Raw genomic sequence first — 16,491 nt, 5'->3', positions numbered from 1 at the left:
AATATAAAAAAACACCTACGGATTCCCAACCGTAGATGTTGTAAAGTTTGAATTAAGCAACAGCAATATACCGTCTCTTTCCGCTAAAAGCAATGTAAGAAATCCATGTCGCACCATCTGCATTCAAAACCTTATCATAAGTGACCGATTGCCCGGCATCATAATAAGCCAATTCAGGAGCTGACATTCTAGCTTCTGCTTTGATAGAGGAGCGTTTTGTAAAACGATATACACCTTGAGCAGGGATAGAGGGTGTTTGGGGAGACGGAGTCGTTGGTTTTGACGGGGTTACTGATGAAGCGTAATCTCCACCTTCAAAGCCATAATATTCCTCTAAACTCAAACCAGAATGGTAAACTTCATCAGCTTCCTTACCGATGTAACGAATATGCCATGCTTCTGGCATGTATCCTGTCGAAGCTTCTTTCCCTGGTTGGTAACGGACTACAAAACCGTAGCGATGTGCATTGTTCTTCAACCAATTACTTGCAGCAGCGTCCTCTAAAAGATTGCCCGCTTTATCCGTTAAATCAAAGACAAGACCTGTTTGGTGCTCACTATAACCCGGACGTGCAGAGTAACGATCCGCAGCAGCTTGACCATCTTTGTTCACATAATTTTGATACAGAACTTTTTGATAATCATAACTTCTAAATCCGCTGTAAGCATAACCAACATTATAGCCTTGAGCAATCATATCATTTCTTAATCGAAGAAAGGCAGCTTTTGCAGTTGGATTTTCACCAGGATTGTAGTTAGCAGCCATCGGATGCTTTTTGTTTGCCACTACAATTTCATCATATTTACCTTGGATAAAGTAGTAGGAGCCATTATATTGTACTTCTTTTGCACCTGTTTGAGGGCCTTCCACCTTAGTCGTGGTACCCGTTACACCTTGTAAACTGCCATCCGACTGAACGTAATACATGTGAATGTTGTATTCGCCTCGATTATTTTTATGGCGACGAATATCCACACTCAACTTGTAGGTGCCGTCTGTTTGCTTAGTGGCATCGTACCAGATTACATCATCTTGACCGCCTTGGCTAGACCAAATAGGCAACTTCACCGTCTTCACACCCTTGGTCGAGCTGACATTCGTCACCACCACATCAAAACCTTGCGAAGTCTTATTTTCAATGTGAATCGTGCCGGTCACACTATATTTAGGTTCTTCCACCTTAGTCGTGGTACCCGTCACACCTTGCAAGCTGCCGTCTGACTGAACGTAATACATGTGCACATTATAGTCACCGTAGTTATTCTTATGACGACGAATGTCCACATTCAACTTGTAAGTGCCGTCTGTTTGCTTGGCTGCATCATACCAGATCACATCATCTTGACCGCCTTGGCTAGACCAAATAGGCAACTTCACTGTCTTCACGCCATTGGTCGAGCTGACATTCGTCACCACCACATCAAAACCTTGCGAGGTCTTGTTTTCAATGTGAATCGTGCCAGTCACCTGAACAGGCTTAGGAGTTTCTTCATTTGTTAAGGTTGCAATTGGGATATAACGGCGTGTACCACTGTAGCTAACATAACTAATCCATTGATGATGATCTGCGTCTAATACCTTATCATAGCGAATCCGTTCTCCTCTTGCAAAGGTAAATTCAGTCTTAGCCGCCATTACGGGACTATTTTTGACTTCAACCTCTTTTTTAAAAGTATAAACTCCTTGAGACGGAATGATTTCTCTCGCAGAACTTGGCTCAGCTACACTTGTCTTAGTGCCGCTAACACCTTTTACTTTACCGTTTGATTCAATGTAGTAAAGGTGAATATTATAGGTGCCACGTTCACCCTTGTGCTTATCAATATTGACAGAAACTTTATAATTTCCATCACTTTGCTTAGCGGCATCATACCAAATAATATCATCTTGACCGCCCTTATCTGTCCAGATAGGAACTTTCACTCTAGAAATTCCATTGCTGTCTGACGCATTTGTAATCAGGACATCAAAGCCTTGAGATGTCTTATTTTGAATGTTAATGGTGCCAGTCACACTATATTTTGGCTCTTCCACCTTAGTCGTGGTACCCGTTACACCTTGCAAGCTACCATCTGACTGAACGTAATACATGTGAATGTTGTATTCGCCTCGATTATTTTTATGGCGACGAATATCCACACTCAACTTGTAGGTGCCGTCTATTTGCTTGGCTGCATCGTACCAGATGATGTCATCTTGACCGCCTTGACTGGACCAAACAGGCAGCTTCACTGTCTTCACGCCTTTGGTGGAGCTAACATCTGTCACTACCACATCAAAACCTTGCGAAGTCTTATTTTCAATGTGAATCGTGCCGGTCACACTATATTTAGGTTCTTCCACCTTAGTCGTGGTACCCGTCACACCTTGCAAGCTGCCGTCTGACTGAACGTAATACATGTGCACATTATAGTCACCGTAGTTATTCTTATGACGACGAATGTTCACACTCAATTTATAAGTGCCGTCATTTTGCTTAGTGGCATCGTACCAGATGATGTCATCTTGACCGCCTTGGCTAGACCAAATAGGCAACTTCACCGTCTTCACACCCTTGGTCGAGTTGACATTCGTCACCACCACATCAAAGCCTTGCGAGGTCTTATTTTCAATGTGAATCGTACCTGTCACTTGACTTTGAGCTGGTCTTTGAGGTGCTGGCTGAGCTAACTTTGTAACAGCTGCATAACGACGCATTCCACTATAAGAAATATAGCTAATCCATTGATAACCATCATTTTCCAGCACTTTATCATAGTTAACGCTATCGCCTCTATTAAAAGTAAATTGTGTCGGAGCTGACAATTTGGCTTCATTCTTAACCTCTGTCGTTCCAGAGAAAATATATCTTCCTCTAGAAGGGAAAGTTCCTGTTGAAGAAGGTGTTTGCTTTGCTGGCTGTTGAGGTTCAGATTGAATCAGCTTGTTAATAGCCGCATAGCGACGAACACCACTATAAGAGCGGTAACTTAGCCATTGGTATCCATCTGCAATCAAAACTTGGTCGTAAAAAACACGATCCCCCGCATTTACATAAAATTGCAATGCTGCACTTGCTTTCGGTTCATTTTTCACTTCCGTACGTTTCGTATAAGTGTAATAGCCCTGACTTGGTAAAGAAGGTACACTTTGCGTTACTTTGGATTCTGCAAGACGAGCTTGTTGTGCTGGTTGCGTTTTATCCATCAATTTCGCAACATCAATTTCTTCTTTCCTTGCTTCTTTTTCGACAGGACTCTTTTCAACTTTTGCAGTTGTTGAAGAATCAGCTGTGTCTGTTGTTGCATCAACAGATGAATTTGTTGTTTCGTCTTCTGTCTGTGTCGCTGCATCAACAGTCGTTGTTTGAGAAGGTGTCGTCTCTGTAGCTACAGAAACAGCTTTATCCGCTGAAGAACTAGTTGGCGCAGTTGTTGTTACAGCAGTTTCTTTTTGAGTTGTTGCTGTTTGAGGAGCCACAGCAGTTGATCCAGTTGTGTTTTGAATATTATTTTTTGCGGCAGTATTTACTTGAGACGTTTCAATACTAGTGTCTGTTGTAACTTGTTCATCAGCCGATACTGCTTGACCACCCATAAAGAGGACACACCCAATCAAAACAGAAGCTGCACCACACGAATATTTACGAATGGAAAAACGTTGTTCTTTGTGATCAAACATTTTTTTCATCACTTATCCTACTTTCTAATTTATTTCTATCATCTTAATTTCTGTAGAAAGGATGTGTATTGGCATTTTCATCTTGCCCACTCAAAATCCGGTCTGTATTAGAAACCTGTCCCGTAACAGGATCAGCTACACCAGCAGGAACCACAATAAAAGCAGCACCACCTACTTGAGCGTCTTTAGGATAAATCGTTCCCCAAAATGTGTTTGCGACTATTTTTTCAGAAGTAAGACCATACTCTCTTTTCTCACCTGCAAAAGCAGCTTGACCATTAGGATTAATGGTAATACTTTTTCCCAAGTCATTACTCCAAGTTCCTGAAATTGTTGAAAAATCACCACTAGCAAGAGCGTTTACGTCAACTGTAGACTTTGCTTCTGCTGCAGGAGAAGTATTACTATCGGCGTTAGTTGTACTTGAAGAGGGTTGAGTAGTTGACGATTGAGCAGGTGACATCTGTTCACTAGCAGCAGATTGAGTACTGTCCCCTGCTTTTTTATTACTACTCGCGTTAGCAGTCATCTTTTTCTTAGCTTTAGATGATTTTGCTTTTTTAGAACTACTTTGTGCAGTCTTTACTGTCGAATGGTCATTCGAATCACTTTTTGTTTCATTTTTATGGCAAGCGCTCAGTAAAAGCAAAGAGCACAACATAGTTATACTTACTAATTTATATGAATTTTTCATTGTATTTCCTTTCTTTTTCAGGAATCCTCAAATTCCAAAATCATTATACAACTTTATTTTGTAAAAATCAACACATTTTAGAAATGTTTGTAATTTATTTGTAATATTTTTCTTGCCCAAGAAAAAAGGTTAACAATATCTTTAATGTTTTACATCTGAATAGGCTATGTAGTAACGCTTAGACTCTGCTCCATTAGAAACTACAAAACTATACCAATTTTCACCGTTTTCAAAAACATACTGATCCCAATCAACATTTCCTTTAGGATAAGTATAGGCAACTTCGCTTGATTTATCTGGTGAAGCATAAACTGGCGTGTCTTGGTACAGTTCAAGAGTTCCAGAGGTCACTTGAGTACCTCCTCCTTGAGATTGAACAATTGAAGGTGTCGAAGATCGCTGACTACTTGCACTATTTTGGCTATTTGAATTACTAATCTCTGATGATTGAGCATTTGTAACCGAATTGTCTTGCTCTTTATCAGTTGTTTTATTATTATTAGTAGACGTTTTGTTATTTTGAGAAGCTTTTGTCTTTTTAGAGCTACTACTTTTTGTTGTTTTCGTTGTTTTTACTGAATGTCCATTTGTCCCACTTTTGACTTCTTTTTTATGACAAGCACCAAGTAAGAGCATAGAGCACAACATGGTTACACTTGCTAATTTATATGATTTTTTCATTGTATTTCCTTTCTTTTTCAGAAATCTTTAAATTCCAAAGTCATTATATAACTTTGTTTTGTAAAATTCAACACATTTTAGAAATGTTTGTAATTTATTTGTAACAATTACCTTATTCTCATATTCCTGATAGGAACAACAAAATTTTGATAACATTTTTCATGGTTTTAACAGAGTTAAATCTCCTTTCTAGGTACACATTATATACCTTTGAATAAACTATTTCAATAGATTTTTATAATAATAGTTATTTTTTTTTTAATTATAACTATAATCATCTAGCGTATTTGGATATGTTCCTCTAGTTTTAATGTAGCAGTTTCAAAAATAAAACACGAATAAAATTAGCCCCATGATCAACTGGACATAAGATTATTCGTGTTTTCTATAATTTATCTTTAACTTACACTTTTTGAAAATTATCACGAAGATACTTTTCAAGCGTTAATGTCATTTTTTCATTGCCGCTTAGTTTATATAATACCTGCGAAATTGTAAAATATTGTTTTACAATACTTTGGCTAGAAAAATCCTCGCTAATATTCGCTAATATACAGTATAAATCTGCTAATAAATAACTACAACTGTATTCATTACATTTTTCAATAACATCAAGCGTTTCTTCTATTCCCTTCTCAATCTGAAAACTTTTCCAAAGATATCGGCAAAAATTATATCTAATTTTAATATAAATTTTCAGTTCTATTGTATGAGTAAAATCAATATTTTGAAGTTTAGATATTATTGCTTGATAACATTTTTCAAATTCATCATTATTTTTTTCTTCTAAAAAGAAATCAAGCAAGGTATTAGAGATACGAAGGTACATTAACTCATCTTTATTTAATCGCACAAGCATTTGTTCTAATTTTATAATAGCCTCCTCTCTTTTATTATCACAATGAAATGAAACAATTGCTCCTATCCATTCAAGATAATTTTGATCTGATAGTGACAATCTATGCCATTTATCAATTTCTAAACTGTATAAATATTTTAATGAATCATACTCACGCTTTACTAGAAAAGATTCTACCAACTCTTTAAATTGTACCAACTTAGATGTCTCGCCAAGTACACTATCATCAAAAAAATAGTTCATTGTAACATTCATTTTTTTTGATAATGAATATAAAAGATCCGAACCAGGCATATACTTGCCCTTTTCCATTCTACTAATTTGACCTTGTTCACATACCCCTTCTGCTAATTCTTTTTGGGATAGCCCTAATTCCAATCGTTTACTTTTTAATCTTGTGGCTAATAATGTACTCATACTACTCCCTTAACATTTTATAATTTATTTTTCATTATATCATATGAGTTAAATTATATAAAATTAATTTTATATGACAATAGTGATTTTTATATTAGTTTCATTGAAACGAGGCCAAAATTGCTAATCTATAGTTGACGCAAAAATTATAACTGCATGGCTATTCGCCCTGCCAACACTTGGTATCCCGCAACGGTCAAATGCAGTCCATCAGTGGTAAATGCTTCTGCCAATTGTCCTACTTCGTCTAACAGACTGTCGTAGACATTGACAAAAGTCACATTCATATAAGCAGAAGTCAACTCTTGATAGACATGGTTGAGACTTTGAATTTTTCGATTGCTTCTTAGATGAACGCGCTTTTTGTAAGTAGGGCTTTCATTGACTGGTAAAACAGACAGAAGGCAGATTTCTGCAAGAGGATAATTTCTAGCAATCGTTTGGATGATAGTTTCCACATTTTTCACCGTTTCTTGCTGCGGAATTTCCTTTCCAATATCATTAGTGCCGATGAGAAGAAAAATCTTATCAACTGCCTGCCCAAATAAGAGAGAGTCTAAATGCTCTAGTAGCAAATCCGACCGATAACCTCGAATACCACGATTTATCACTGTTTTGGGCGTCTTCAACAGCTCGTACAATGGAAAATATTCAACTATAGAATCTCCCAGAAAAAGTACATCGGGATCTTTGATGGATATACAATTCAAATCTTGGTATTTTTTTCTAATTTGTTCTTGTTCATTTAAAAGCCATTGGTCTAGTAATTGAACTGTCATATACACGCTCCTTTGATCAAATAGTTCTCTAATACTGTCAGGACGCCCGCCTCTGTATTGGCTGGTGCAAGGTGATTGGCAACTGTTTTTACTCTCGGATCAGCATTCTCCATAGCATAGGAAATCCCTGCTAATTGCAGCATTTCAATGTCATTTTCACTATCTCCAAAGGCCATGATGTCCTGCTCTTGAATTTTCCATTTCTGCATCAGTTGTTTCAATCCCCAAGCTTTATGGATCCCTTTTTGTAAAATATCAATCGCTCCATAACCGCTTGTGACCGCATTTAAGGTACCTTCAAAATCCTGATTGAGCTGTCGAGTAGCTTGAACTGCTACTTGCTCGTTTACCATCATACTCATTTTCAAGACTTGTGGAAAATCGTCCGGGCGCAATGCTTCGACAAAGTTTATCTTTCGATAAAATTCTCGTGCCATTTCTGCTGTCATAACTTTTTCAATCATAGGAAAAGTTGTCCCCGTTTTGACAAAGGCACCATTTTCAGCTGTAACAACTAAGTGTACATCGCATTCTCTCCCTTCAAAATAAGACAAAACCTGTGCCACCAAGTCCGGAGACCAACATGTGCCCAGCAGTACCTCATTTTTATCAAAAATCCGCGCTCCATTTGCGGCAATCAAGGTCAAGCGCTCCAGCAAATCACCAAATAACAAGCGCATTCGGTGAATTTCATTGCCCGTTGCCACCACAAACCGAATCTCCCGCTTGTCCAGCTCATCCAATATATTTTTCAACCGACCTCGATCGAATTCCCCTTTTTCATCTAAGAGCGTTCCGTCCATATCGGTCACAATCATCTTAATTGTCATGTTATCACCTCTAACAATCATTCATTTCAAATTCAAATCTCGTCATCCATTTATTTCATAATGTTCGACTATCCTTTCGCCATTTCTATAATTCCGCTTGGATAATGCAAAACATTATTGGCTACATTTACATCTTATTTCAAAAGGATTATATTACGTCTAAATATATCCCAGTAAACAAAGTTTTTCTTTTATTTTACCAAAAAGAGAGTTGAAGAGGAAACAATTGTATTCCAGCAAGGATTGGTCTTTTTAGTTATAGTTTAAAACTATATTCTTTTCTCTAAATTAACTATTTTTCAAACATGCTCAGCTTTTGTACAATAAAAAGCAAGAAATCTAGAAAGAGGCATGTATATGACACAATCAAAATTCCAACTAGTTGGATCTCTTCTTCGTCCAGCTGATCTGCTTAATTATAAAAATAAAATTGAACATCGTGATGACATTCAGTATCCTTTTTATGATAGTTTTCCGGGTTATCGTGAAACAGAAACAGCAGAGATTAAAAAGGTCATTGCTGATGAAAAGGCAAATGGTATTGATATTTTGACAGATGGTGAATATTCTAAGTCCATGTGGCATTTAGATTTTATTTGGGGACTTAAAGGTATTGAACGTTACATTGCAGACCACGGCTACACTTTTAAAGACCATGATGGCGGACAGTACGAAACACGTAAAGACATCGGTATTCGCATTAGACAGCCACTTTCAGGTAAAAATCATCATTTCTTAGATAGTTACAAACTGCTCAAGGAAGAAGCTGGTGATACGCAAACAAAATTAACGATTTGGGGACCTGCGCATGCTTATACTGAACTGGCTATCTTTGATAAACTTGCTGGTGAAGGGCAAGTTTACAAAACCAATGACGAATTAAAAGCTGGTCTTATCAAGGCCTACAAGGAATTCTTGACAGAATACAAGGAAGCTGGCGGGGCAATCATCCAGTTTGATGATTGCCTTTGGGAACTTTTTGATGAATCAAATCCTGCTTCGTTTTTTGCTGATGGCAATGCTGCGCTAGCTGACTTAGCGGATGAATTTATTGCGATCAATAACGAAGTAGCTGATTACGGTCATCAATTAGGACTCAAAGTTTGGACACATAACTGTCGCGGAAATTATGAAAGCCGTTCTGCCTCAGGCGGAACTTATGAAGCGATTGCGGAAAAATTCTTGCGTGAGCAACACTATGACCGCTTCTTCTTAGAATGGGACAGTGACGTCTCAGGTGATTTGAAAGCCCTTGCTTCTCTTAAAGATAAAGATGCTGAGGTTGTTCTTGGACTCCTTTCCAGTAAGACAACTGATCTTGATGATGAAGAACGTGTTCTCAAGTTATTAGAACAAGCCAGCACCATTTTGCCTAAGGAACGTTTGCTGCTGTCCCATCAATGCGGTTTTGCTTCTTGTGATTCTGGCAATGAGTTGGCTATCCCGCAGCAATGGGCCAAAATCAAACAAGGCCAAGAAATTGCTAAGAAATTTTGGGGTTAAACTGCAAGCACATGACTATTTAGCGAACACTGACAAAAACGCGAAAACAAACTTCTTTTTGAGGTTTGTCTTTTTGATTTCCAGCCAATAAATACCACTGAAAAAGAATACTATTAAAATGATTTCTCTATTGAGAAATTTTTGAAGACAAAACTACAATAATCTACACTTCAACCATTTTCCCTTGCCCCTCTGTTACAATTCTTCAATTCATTTGTGTAATCTGAAAAAGACTGAATCGAAAGATTCGGCCTTTTTTATAAGGAGCAAATTTATCAAATTATACTGTCAATTCAATCTGATTGCCTTCTAAAGCCAGAATGCAGCTTTCATAGTAACCATCACCTGTCAGACGCGGTCCGCTTAAAAGCTGATAGCCGTCTGCTTGAAGCCTCGCTGTCAGTTCATTTACCTTTTCTCTACTTCCTAGACTAAATGCCAAATGGTGATACCCCAAAAAGAGAAGTTCTTGGTTGTTCTCCGCTAAACCTTCCTTTCGAGTCATGATTTCCAATCTCGCCCCTTCGTCAAAGCTGAGGAAGTAAGACTGAAAACCTGTTTTTTTATTATGGTAAAGCTGATTACTTTTCGCTTCAAAATATGTTTCAAAGAAGCGTTTAGCTCCTTCTAAATCTCGAACATAAAGGGCTGCGTGCTCAATCTTCATAGAGTTTTCCTCCATTCGTTGCAATAACTTCTTTATACCAATCAAATGATTTCTTCTTATAGCGAGCCAAAGTCCCTGTTCCATCATCGTTTCGATCAACATAGATAAATCCGTACCGCTTGCTCATCTGAGCTGTTGAAGCAGACACAAGGTCAATACAGCCCCAAGTGGTGTAGCCCCAGAGTTCAACACCATCTTCAATTGCTTCGCCGACCTGCTGTAAATGCCGTTTAAGATAATCAATGCGATAATCATCTTCAACAGTCGGACCATCAGGACCATCTACCAAGACATCTTTCGCACCAAGACCATTTTCTACGATAAAAAGTGGTAACTGGTAACGGTCATAGAAAGCATTGAGAACCAGACGCAGACCAATTGGATCCACTTGCCAGCCCCATTCTGAAGCAGTTAGATAAGGATTTTGCAACCCACCCAGCACATTTCCACGACCAGAAGAATAACTTTCCGGATCATGGGCAGCAACCACACTCATGTAATAAGAGAAGGAGACGAAATCTACGGTATGCTCTGCCATCAATTCTTTATCACCTGGTGCAAATTGGATCTTGATTCCATTTTCCTTGAAAAAACGGTTCATATATGCTGGATATTTACCACGCGCATGAATATCTGAAAAGAGATAATTCTGATTTTCAAACTCACGGGCAGCCAGTACATCCTCTGGTTTTGGCGTCATCGGATAAGTCGGCATAGCTAGCACCATACACCCAATCTTAAAATCTGGATTGATTTCATGCCCAATTTTAGTTGCAAGAGCTGATGCCACTAGTTCGTGATGAACAGCTTGATAAAGATCTTGTTTGGACAATTCTTCTACTGGAGTTGCAATCCCTCCACTCATAAACGGCGCATGAAGAACAGAGTTGATTTCATTAAAGGTCAACCAATAGTTCACCTTGTCTTTGTAACGAGTAAAGACGGTACGAACATAGCGCTCATAAAAGCCAATCAAATCACGATTTGCCCAACCATTATACTGACGCGCCAAATGCAAAGGTGTTTCATAATGTGACAAAGTCACCAAAGGTTCAATGTTATATTTGGCCAATTCATCAAAAAGGTCGTCATAAAACTTTAGACCTGCTTCATTTGGCTCCGTTTCATCACCATTTGGAAAAATCCGTGACCAAGCAATAGAAGTACGATAAACCTTGAAGCCTATTTCTACAAAAAGGGCAATATCTTCTTTGTAACGATGATAAAAGTCAATTCCTTCCAATTTTAGGTTATCAGCTGTTGGCTTATCTGTAATCAAAGGATTGAGATCACCTGCATTAGCTGGTATGCCACCTTTTGGCGTCACATCTTGAACCGAAAGACCTTTACCGTCCACATCGTAAGCACCCTCGTATTGATTGGCAGCTGTTGCACCACCCCAAAGAAAATCTGCTGGAAATTTACCCATGGCTTCTACCTCTTTTATTTTTCACTTAATTATATTATAATCTTAGGCAAGAGTATTTTCTAGCACAATTCTCTTATAAATTGGTATTATTCTACGAAAGAGGCTACACTTATGGATCTGGGAACATTACATAAAGATATCGTTTACAAAAACCAAGGTACTCCGTACTCTCTCACACGAACCATTACCCGAAATGGTCAACCAGACATTCTCTTTCATTGGCATACGGATATTGAACTGATTTACGTCCATGAGGGGACAGCACAGTTTCACATTGATTATGATTACTTTAATAGTGAAGCAGGTGATATTATCCTTATTCGTCCCAATGCTCTTCACTCGATTCACCCGATTGAAAATCGCCGCCATTACATGGATGCTCTCAACTTTCATTTGGATTTGATGGGCTATTCTACTATGGACCAAGCCAGTATTGACTATTTGCAGCCACTTTACAATGGACAATTAGATTTTGTACACGTCATCAAGCCTAATCAACCAGCCTATACAGACATTCGGCAATGTTTACTTGATGCTATGAAAATAGGCTATTATCGCACAAAATATTTTGAATTTCAACTCAAAGCCCAGCTCAATCAACTCTTTTATCTTTTATTTGAAAATGGTTATGTCATTTCAAAAGAGCAAACCTTAGAAGGCTATCGCAAGGAAGAAAAAATCCGTACCATTATTGACTATATCAGCGCTCATTATCAAGAAGAGCTCACTATTGACCAACTTGCCAAAATTTGTAGTTACAGCGATACGCATTTCATGAATTTCTTTAAAAAACATTTGGGGGTGTCTTGTATAGAATATGTAATTCAATTTCGCTTGCGAAAAGCGGCTGAACTCTTGCAGCATTCTACCTTACCCGTCCTAGAAATTGCTGCCCAATCTGGCTTTAACAACCTCTCTAACTTCAATCGGCAGTTTAAAAAGTATTACCAACTAACTCCTAGTCAATATCGTAAAAAATAACAAGGAGGGACTCCATGAAAGATATTATCTGGTTATTTCCGCTGCTTTTCATTTTTCATGATTTAGAAGAAATCATTGGTTTCATACCATGGCTACAGCGGAATGAGCAGCTACTGGTCAAAAAAGCCACGGTCATTCTAAAGGCCCACAAAGACTTATCCACAGAAGGGTTCGCACTAGCTGTAGCAGAAGAATTTGTCGTGGTTTTCTTTGTCTCTTTCTTTGCTATTTTTTACCATACTCGCTTCCTTTACCTCATCTGGTTGGGTGGATTCGTCGCTTTCGCTCTTCATCTGGTGCTTCATATCCTGCAAGCTATCTGGATTAGGCGCTATATACCAGCTCTTGCAACCTCTATCTTGTGTTTACCTGTTAGCAGTATTATCATTTGGAAAACCACCACTTTACTTCATATCAACACAATTGAACTTCTTGTTTTCAGTCTCATTGGCGTTCTCATCGTTATCAGCAATCTATTTTTTGCACTTTGGTTAGGAAAACAATTTTCTGCCCGGTTAAACTAAAGCCATTTTGAATATCTAAAAAACGCTTAAACATTGTCTGCTGCAAGACTCTTTTAAGCGCTTTTTATTTTAATCTCAACTATTTGTCCCATTTCAAATTTACATGCTCATTCATTTCCTGATAAGCTGTGTCAATTCGTTCTTTGGTGGCTTGGTCTAATTGATTACGGTATTTTCCACCTTCAATGAAATCTTCTAAAATATAGGTCTGGTAGGTGTAGAGAGGATAGCCTTCTGGTGAATACGTCCCTTTCGCCACACGACTAACCCAACTTGGATGTGCCTGTACCTTCTTGATAATCGTCCCTTTCTTTGATTTCTCAACTGTCACGTCCATGAGCACGCCGCGTTCTGTCCATTTCTTATTTTCCACACCGTCCATCGTCTCGATTCGTTGATTGGAGAGGAAATTTCCCATAGAATAGATAATGAATTTCTTTTGCCCATTTTGTGTGACGACTTCTGACGGCTCAACGACATGCGGATGTCCTCCAAAAATAATGTCCGCTCCCCATTCAATCATTTTATGATAAAGAGTGACTTGTTCCTCTGTCGGTTCAAGCTTGTATTCCACGCCCATTTGTGGCATGACAACGGTAATGTCAGCCTCTTTTTCGGCTCGCTCAATTTCTTTTTTCATCTTTTCTTCATTTAAATCCGACAAATGATGATTATAGTCTGCCTGAGAGAGATTTTCCTCTAAGCCATTAAATCCATAGGAATAAGCTAAGAGCGCAATTTTAATCCCATTCACTTTTTTAATCACAAGTGAGGTTTTGTCCCTATTTTTATGTGTATAAACCCCAATCGGTGTAATTCCGTGCTGCTCAAATGCTTTTGCCGTTGAAAAAACACCTTTCAATTGAGAATCCAAAATATGATTGTGTGCCAAATCCACAACTTGATAACCAGCATCTTTGATAGCTGACACCACCGACTCTGGCGCATTGAACAGTGGGTAACCCGCCAAAGGATAATTTGGTCGGATAGTCCCCTCGAAGTCTCCTAATACCAAGTCCGCCTTTTTCAACCAAGGCTTGACATATTGATAATTTTCTGTGAAATCATAGGTCCCATCTGACTGTAAGACACTCATATATAGAAGGTCATGATACAGCAAATCTCCATTTGCCATGATACGAGCCGTCTGTACACCGTTTGGGAAAGAGGACGTTTTTTTCTTTTGTACAACATTTGTTTTTGTCGGCTTTGCCTTAATCTTAACACTATCGTTTATTTTCTCAGCTAATAAAATCCCACTTGCTACTAAAAACACTACGCAAAGCAAGCCTAAAATAAACTGCCAATTAGTTGCTGACTGTATTTTTCGTTCTGATCTTTTCATGTTCCATTCTCCTCTATCTACATTGTAGCACAAAGAAGCAAACATGACGCAAGAAATGATAAATAATAAAAAGGACGAAGCAGATTATACTGTTCTTCAATTGGATTTTTCGACCAACTGTTTGAAACTGTATAAATACTTGTCCTTTTTCTTAAATTATTTACTTACTTTTAATAATGCGTTGCCTATCCGTACATCACCATGAGCTAGCGCTTCAACTGCCTTATAATTAGCTGTATCGGTAACAATGATAGGAGTCGTAACTGAGCACCCAGCAGCACACCATAAAGAATCAGTCTGAAACCTTGAATAGCTGTCAAACCAGAACCAATCAAGCTAGAAGCTGTATTAGCGATTGGTCCCACAAGTAAGAAGGTCAAAGATACTGCAATATAAGAGTCACGAATGGAACCATGAACACTTTGACAAAGTCTGGCGTGATTTTTTTCATGAATTTCTCTATGTGAGATGCTGCCCAAACTACCAAAATAGCAGGAATAACCGTTGACAGATAGTCTCCTGTCGGCAAGATCAATGGAATACTAAAGAAGTTTACTGCTCCAACTTTCCCCAAAGCTGTCATAGTAGCTTCCAAGTTCGGATAGACTAGAGCCGCTGCAATTGCTAATGCAGTGAAGTCATTCATTTTGAACTTACGAGCAGCATTGAGAGCAATCATAATCGGTAAGAATTGGAAGAATCCGTCACCTGCTGCTGTCAAGACAAGTGCAACACCATTGTTCTTTGCTGTCCAGCCTAAGATTGCGGTCAGGATAGCGACCACACCTTTAATAATCCCAGCTGCCGCTAAAGGACCAAGGAAGGGTTGAAAGTCAATAAAGGCATCGAGTGGATTTTTCTTCACCGCTTCTTCATGTGCTTCCACACCTGCACACCACCGACTGCCAATACCGCTGCATAAACATCAGGGACATGATTTCCAATCACAACCTGATACTGACCTCCAGCCTTCACTACGGTCATTACACTATCACGCGCCATAAGATAGTCAGTATCTGACTTGCTTTTACCTTTTAGAGTAAAGCGTAAACGGGTTACACAGTGCTTAACACTGCTAACTTATCACAGCCTCTGACGTGATTGAGAATATCCTGAGCTAAGTCCGTATAATCTTTTTCCATAATAGACCTCCTTTAATTTTTAGGCCAGCCATTTGTTACACATATAAATATAGAAAACTGTAACAAAAAACCTAAACATACACCAAATAGAAAGTAGTTTTCCTACCTTATATCTCGTATTTGTCTAGGTTTTGCCTGCATGACCAGTAACAATCCATGAATTAAGCATAGCACAAATTTTGAGATTTGCGAGCGGTTTCTAAAACTTTTTTAAATAATTATCAGGTGATAAATAAAATAATCGTCTGTTAATTATTTAAAAAAACTTTGACAAGTCGTTCAACCTATCAAAGTTCTTAAAGAGAATGTTATTAGATTATTTAACCATTTGATTTAGTCGTTCATACACTACAACAACTTCTTTTGCTAAATCAATAAACGTTAAGCTCGTCATCAAGTGATCTTGAGCATGCACCATCAAAAGACTGAGCTCAATTTTTTCACCTTGAGCTTCTTGTGTCAGCATCACTGTCTGTGACTTGTGTGCTAAAACTAATGCCTCATCTGCTGCTTTTAACTTTTCATGTGCTTCTTCAAAGAGACCGTTCTTAGCTTTTTGAATCGCTTCAAAAGCATTGCTCTTCGCCTCGCCACCATACATAATGAGGGACATGATACTTTCTAAATTTGAATTTTCCATATCAATCTTCTAGCCTCCGATCAGTTCCTCAGCTAACGCTAGCACCTTTGAACCGTTCATCATGCCATAATCCACCATTGGGATAACTCCAACTGGGATATTCTTTTGTGCTAACTTTTCTGTGAATTGATCTAAAAGATAGCGCACCTGTGGACCTAATAACAAAACATCTACTTTCTTCTCAGAAAGGATATCATCTACTTCTGGTGCTGGAGCTGCAAAAATTTCTGCATCTAATCCTTTTTCATCGGCTGCAGCTTGCATTTTTGTAACAAGCAAGCTGGTACTCATACCCGCAGCACATGCCAACATAATGGTAACTTTAGTCATAATTGTTCC

General features: G+C 38.4%; 15 protein-coding genes and 1 pseudogene. 4 read left to right on the top strand and 12 right to left on the bottom strand.

Going from position 1 to position 16,491, the window contains the following annotated elements:
- Nucleotides 1-52 precede the first annotated feature (52 nt).
- The 6 genes from ldcB to SCSC_RS01275 form a co-directional block, all read right to left on the bottom strand.
- Nucleotides 53-3,670 carry an LD-carboxypeptidase LdcB/DacB gene (gene ldcB, locus SCSC_RS01300; RefSeq protein ID WP_022524645.1) on the bottom strand — a complete coding sequence of 1,206 codons (3,618 nt, stop codon included), beginning with the start codon at nt 3,668-3,670 and terminating at the stop codon, nt 53-55.
- A gap of 34 nt (nt 3,671-3,704) precedes the next feature.
- The gene (locus SCSC_RS01295; protein ID WP_006269814.1) at nt 3,705-4,355 is read right to left on the bottom strand and encodes a DUF6287 domain-containing protein; all 651 of its coding nucleotides are present in this window, start codon (nt 4,353-4,355) and stop codon (nt 3,705-3,707) included.
- A 141-nt stretch (nt 4,356-4,496) separates the two neighbouring features.
- Nucleotides 4,497-5,036 carry an SH3 domain-containing protein gene (locus SCSC_RS01290; protein ID WP_006269817.1) on the bottom strand — a complete coding sequence of 180 codons (540 nt, stop codon included), beginning with the start codon at nt 5,034-5,036 and terminating at the stop codon, nt 4,497-4,499.
- Nucleotides 5,037-5,439: 403 nt separating this feature from the next.
- Nucleotides 5,440-6,312, bottom strand: a complete 873-nt coding sequence (locus SCSC_RS01285; RefSeq protein ID WP_006269805.1) for a helix-turn-helix domain-containing protein — start codon at nt 6,310-6,312, stop codon at nt 5,440-5,442.
- A gap of 146 nt (nt 6,313-6,458) precedes the next feature.
- Nucleotides 6,459-7,091: an SGNH/GDSL hydrolase family protein gene (locus SCSC_RS01280; protein WP_006269804.1), complete on the bottom strand. Its 633-nt coding sequence runs from the start codon at nt 7,089-7,091 to the stop codon at nt 6,459-6,461.
- Entirely contained in the window at nt 7,088-7,921 is an 834-nt protein-coding gene (locus tag SCSC_RS01275) for a Cof-type HAD-IIB family hydrolase (protein WP_006269818.1), read from the bottom strand. The genes SCSC_RS01280 and SCSC_RS01275 overlap by 4 nt, the downstream gene beginning before the upstream one ends.
- A gap of 357 nt (nt 7,922-8,278) precedes the next feature.
- Here SCSC_RS01275 and SCSC_RS01270 point away from each other — a divergent pair, with 357 nt between their 5' ends.
- On the top strand, nt 8,279-9,424 hold the full coding sequence (locus SCSC_RS01270) for a cobalamin-independent methionine synthase II family protein (protein ID WP_006269815.1): 1,146 nt from the start codon (nt 8,279-8,281) through the stop codon (nt 9,422-9,424).
- Between the two features lie 280 nt (nt 9,425-9,704).
- Here SCSC_RS01270 and SCSC_RS01265 read toward each other — a convergent pair whose 3' ends face one another.
- Nucleotides 9,705-10,091 (bottom strand): VOC family protein, encoded by a 387-nt coding sequence (locus tag SCSC_RS01265; RefSeq protein ID WP_006269802.1) that lies wholly within the window; start codon nt 10,089-10,091, stop codon nt 9,705-9,707.
- Entirely contained in the window at nt 10,081-11,520 is a 1,440-nt protein-coding gene (locus tag SCSC_RS01260; RefSeq protein ID WP_006269807.1) for a glycoside hydrolase family 1 protein, read from the bottom strand. The genes SCSC_RS01265 and SCSC_RS01260 overlap by 11 nt, the downstream gene beginning before the upstream one ends.
- 111 nt (nt 11,521-11,631) lie before the next feature.
- On the opposite strand from SCSC_RS01260, the gene SCSC_RS01255 reads away from it, so the two are divergent.
- Nucleotides 11,632-12,501 carry an AraC family transcriptional regulator gene (locus SCSC_RS01255; protein ID WP_006269816.1) on the top strand — a complete coding sequence of 290 codons (870 nt, stop codon included), beginning with the start codon at nt 11,632-11,634 and terminating at the stop codon, nt 12,499-12,501.
- A gap of 14 nt (nt 12,502-12,515) precedes the next feature.
- Nucleotides 12,516-13,025, top strand: a complete 510-nt coding sequence (locus SCSC_RS01250; RefSeq protein ID WP_006269820.1) for an HXXEE domain-containing protein — start codon at nt 12,516-12,518, stop codon at nt 13,023-13,025.
- A gap of 79 nt (nt 13,026-13,104) precedes the next feature.
- Here SCSC_RS01250 and SCSC_RS01245 read toward each other — a convergent pair whose 3' ends face one another.
- On the bottom strand, nt 13,105-14,370 hold the full coding sequence (locus SCSC_RS01245; RefSeq protein ID WP_006269821.1) for a CapA family protein: 1,266 nt from the start codon (nt 14,368-14,370) through the stop codon (nt 13,105-13,107).
- A 43-nt stretch (nt 14,371-14,413) separates the two neighbouring features.
- Between SCSC_RS01245 and SCSC_RS01240 the strand changes: the two genes are divergently transcribed.
- Nucleotides 14,414-14,575: a hypothetical protein gene (locus tag SCSC_RS01240; protein WP_006269813.1), complete on the top strand. Its 162-nt coding sequence runs from the start codon at nt 14,414-14,416 to the stop codon at nt 14,573-14,575.
- A 46-nt stretch (nt 14,576-14,621) separates the two neighbouring features.
- Here the strand turns inward: SCSC_RS01240 and SCSC_RS01235 are convergent.
- The 3 genes and pseudogenes from SCSC_RS01235 to SCSC_RS01225 form a co-directional block, all read right to left on the bottom strand.
- Nucleotides 14,622-15,512: pseudogene (locus SCSC_RS01235) on the bottom strand (PTS transporter subunit EIIC); the annotation flags it as partial.
- 316 nt (nt 15,513-15,828) lie between these two features.
- On the bottom strand, nt 15,829-16,152 hold the full coding sequence (locus SCSC_RS01230; protein ID WP_006269810.1) for a PTS sugar transporter subunit IIA: 324 nt from the start codon (nt 16,150-16,152) through the stop codon (nt 15,829-15,831).
- Between the two features lie 9 nt (nt 16,153-16,161).
- Nucleotides 16,162-16,482 carry a PTS sugar transporter subunit IIB gene (locus tag SCSC_RS01225; protein WP_006269806.1) on the bottom strand — a complete coding sequence of 107 codons (321 nt, stop codon included), beginning with the start codon at nt 16,480-16,482 and terminating at the stop codon, nt 16,162-16,164.
- Nucleotides 16,483-16,491: the final 9 nt, after the last annotated feature.

The sequence above is a fragment of the Streptococcus constellatus subsp. constellatus genome (assembly GCF_023167545.1).
In the GTDB taxonomy this organism is placed as follows: domain Bacteria; phylum Bacillota; class Bacilli; order Lactobacillales; family Streptococcaceae; genus Streptococcus; species Streptococcus constellatus.
Note: the sequence above shows the minus strand (reverse complement) of the source record. Positions and strands in the feature narration are given on the sequence as shown.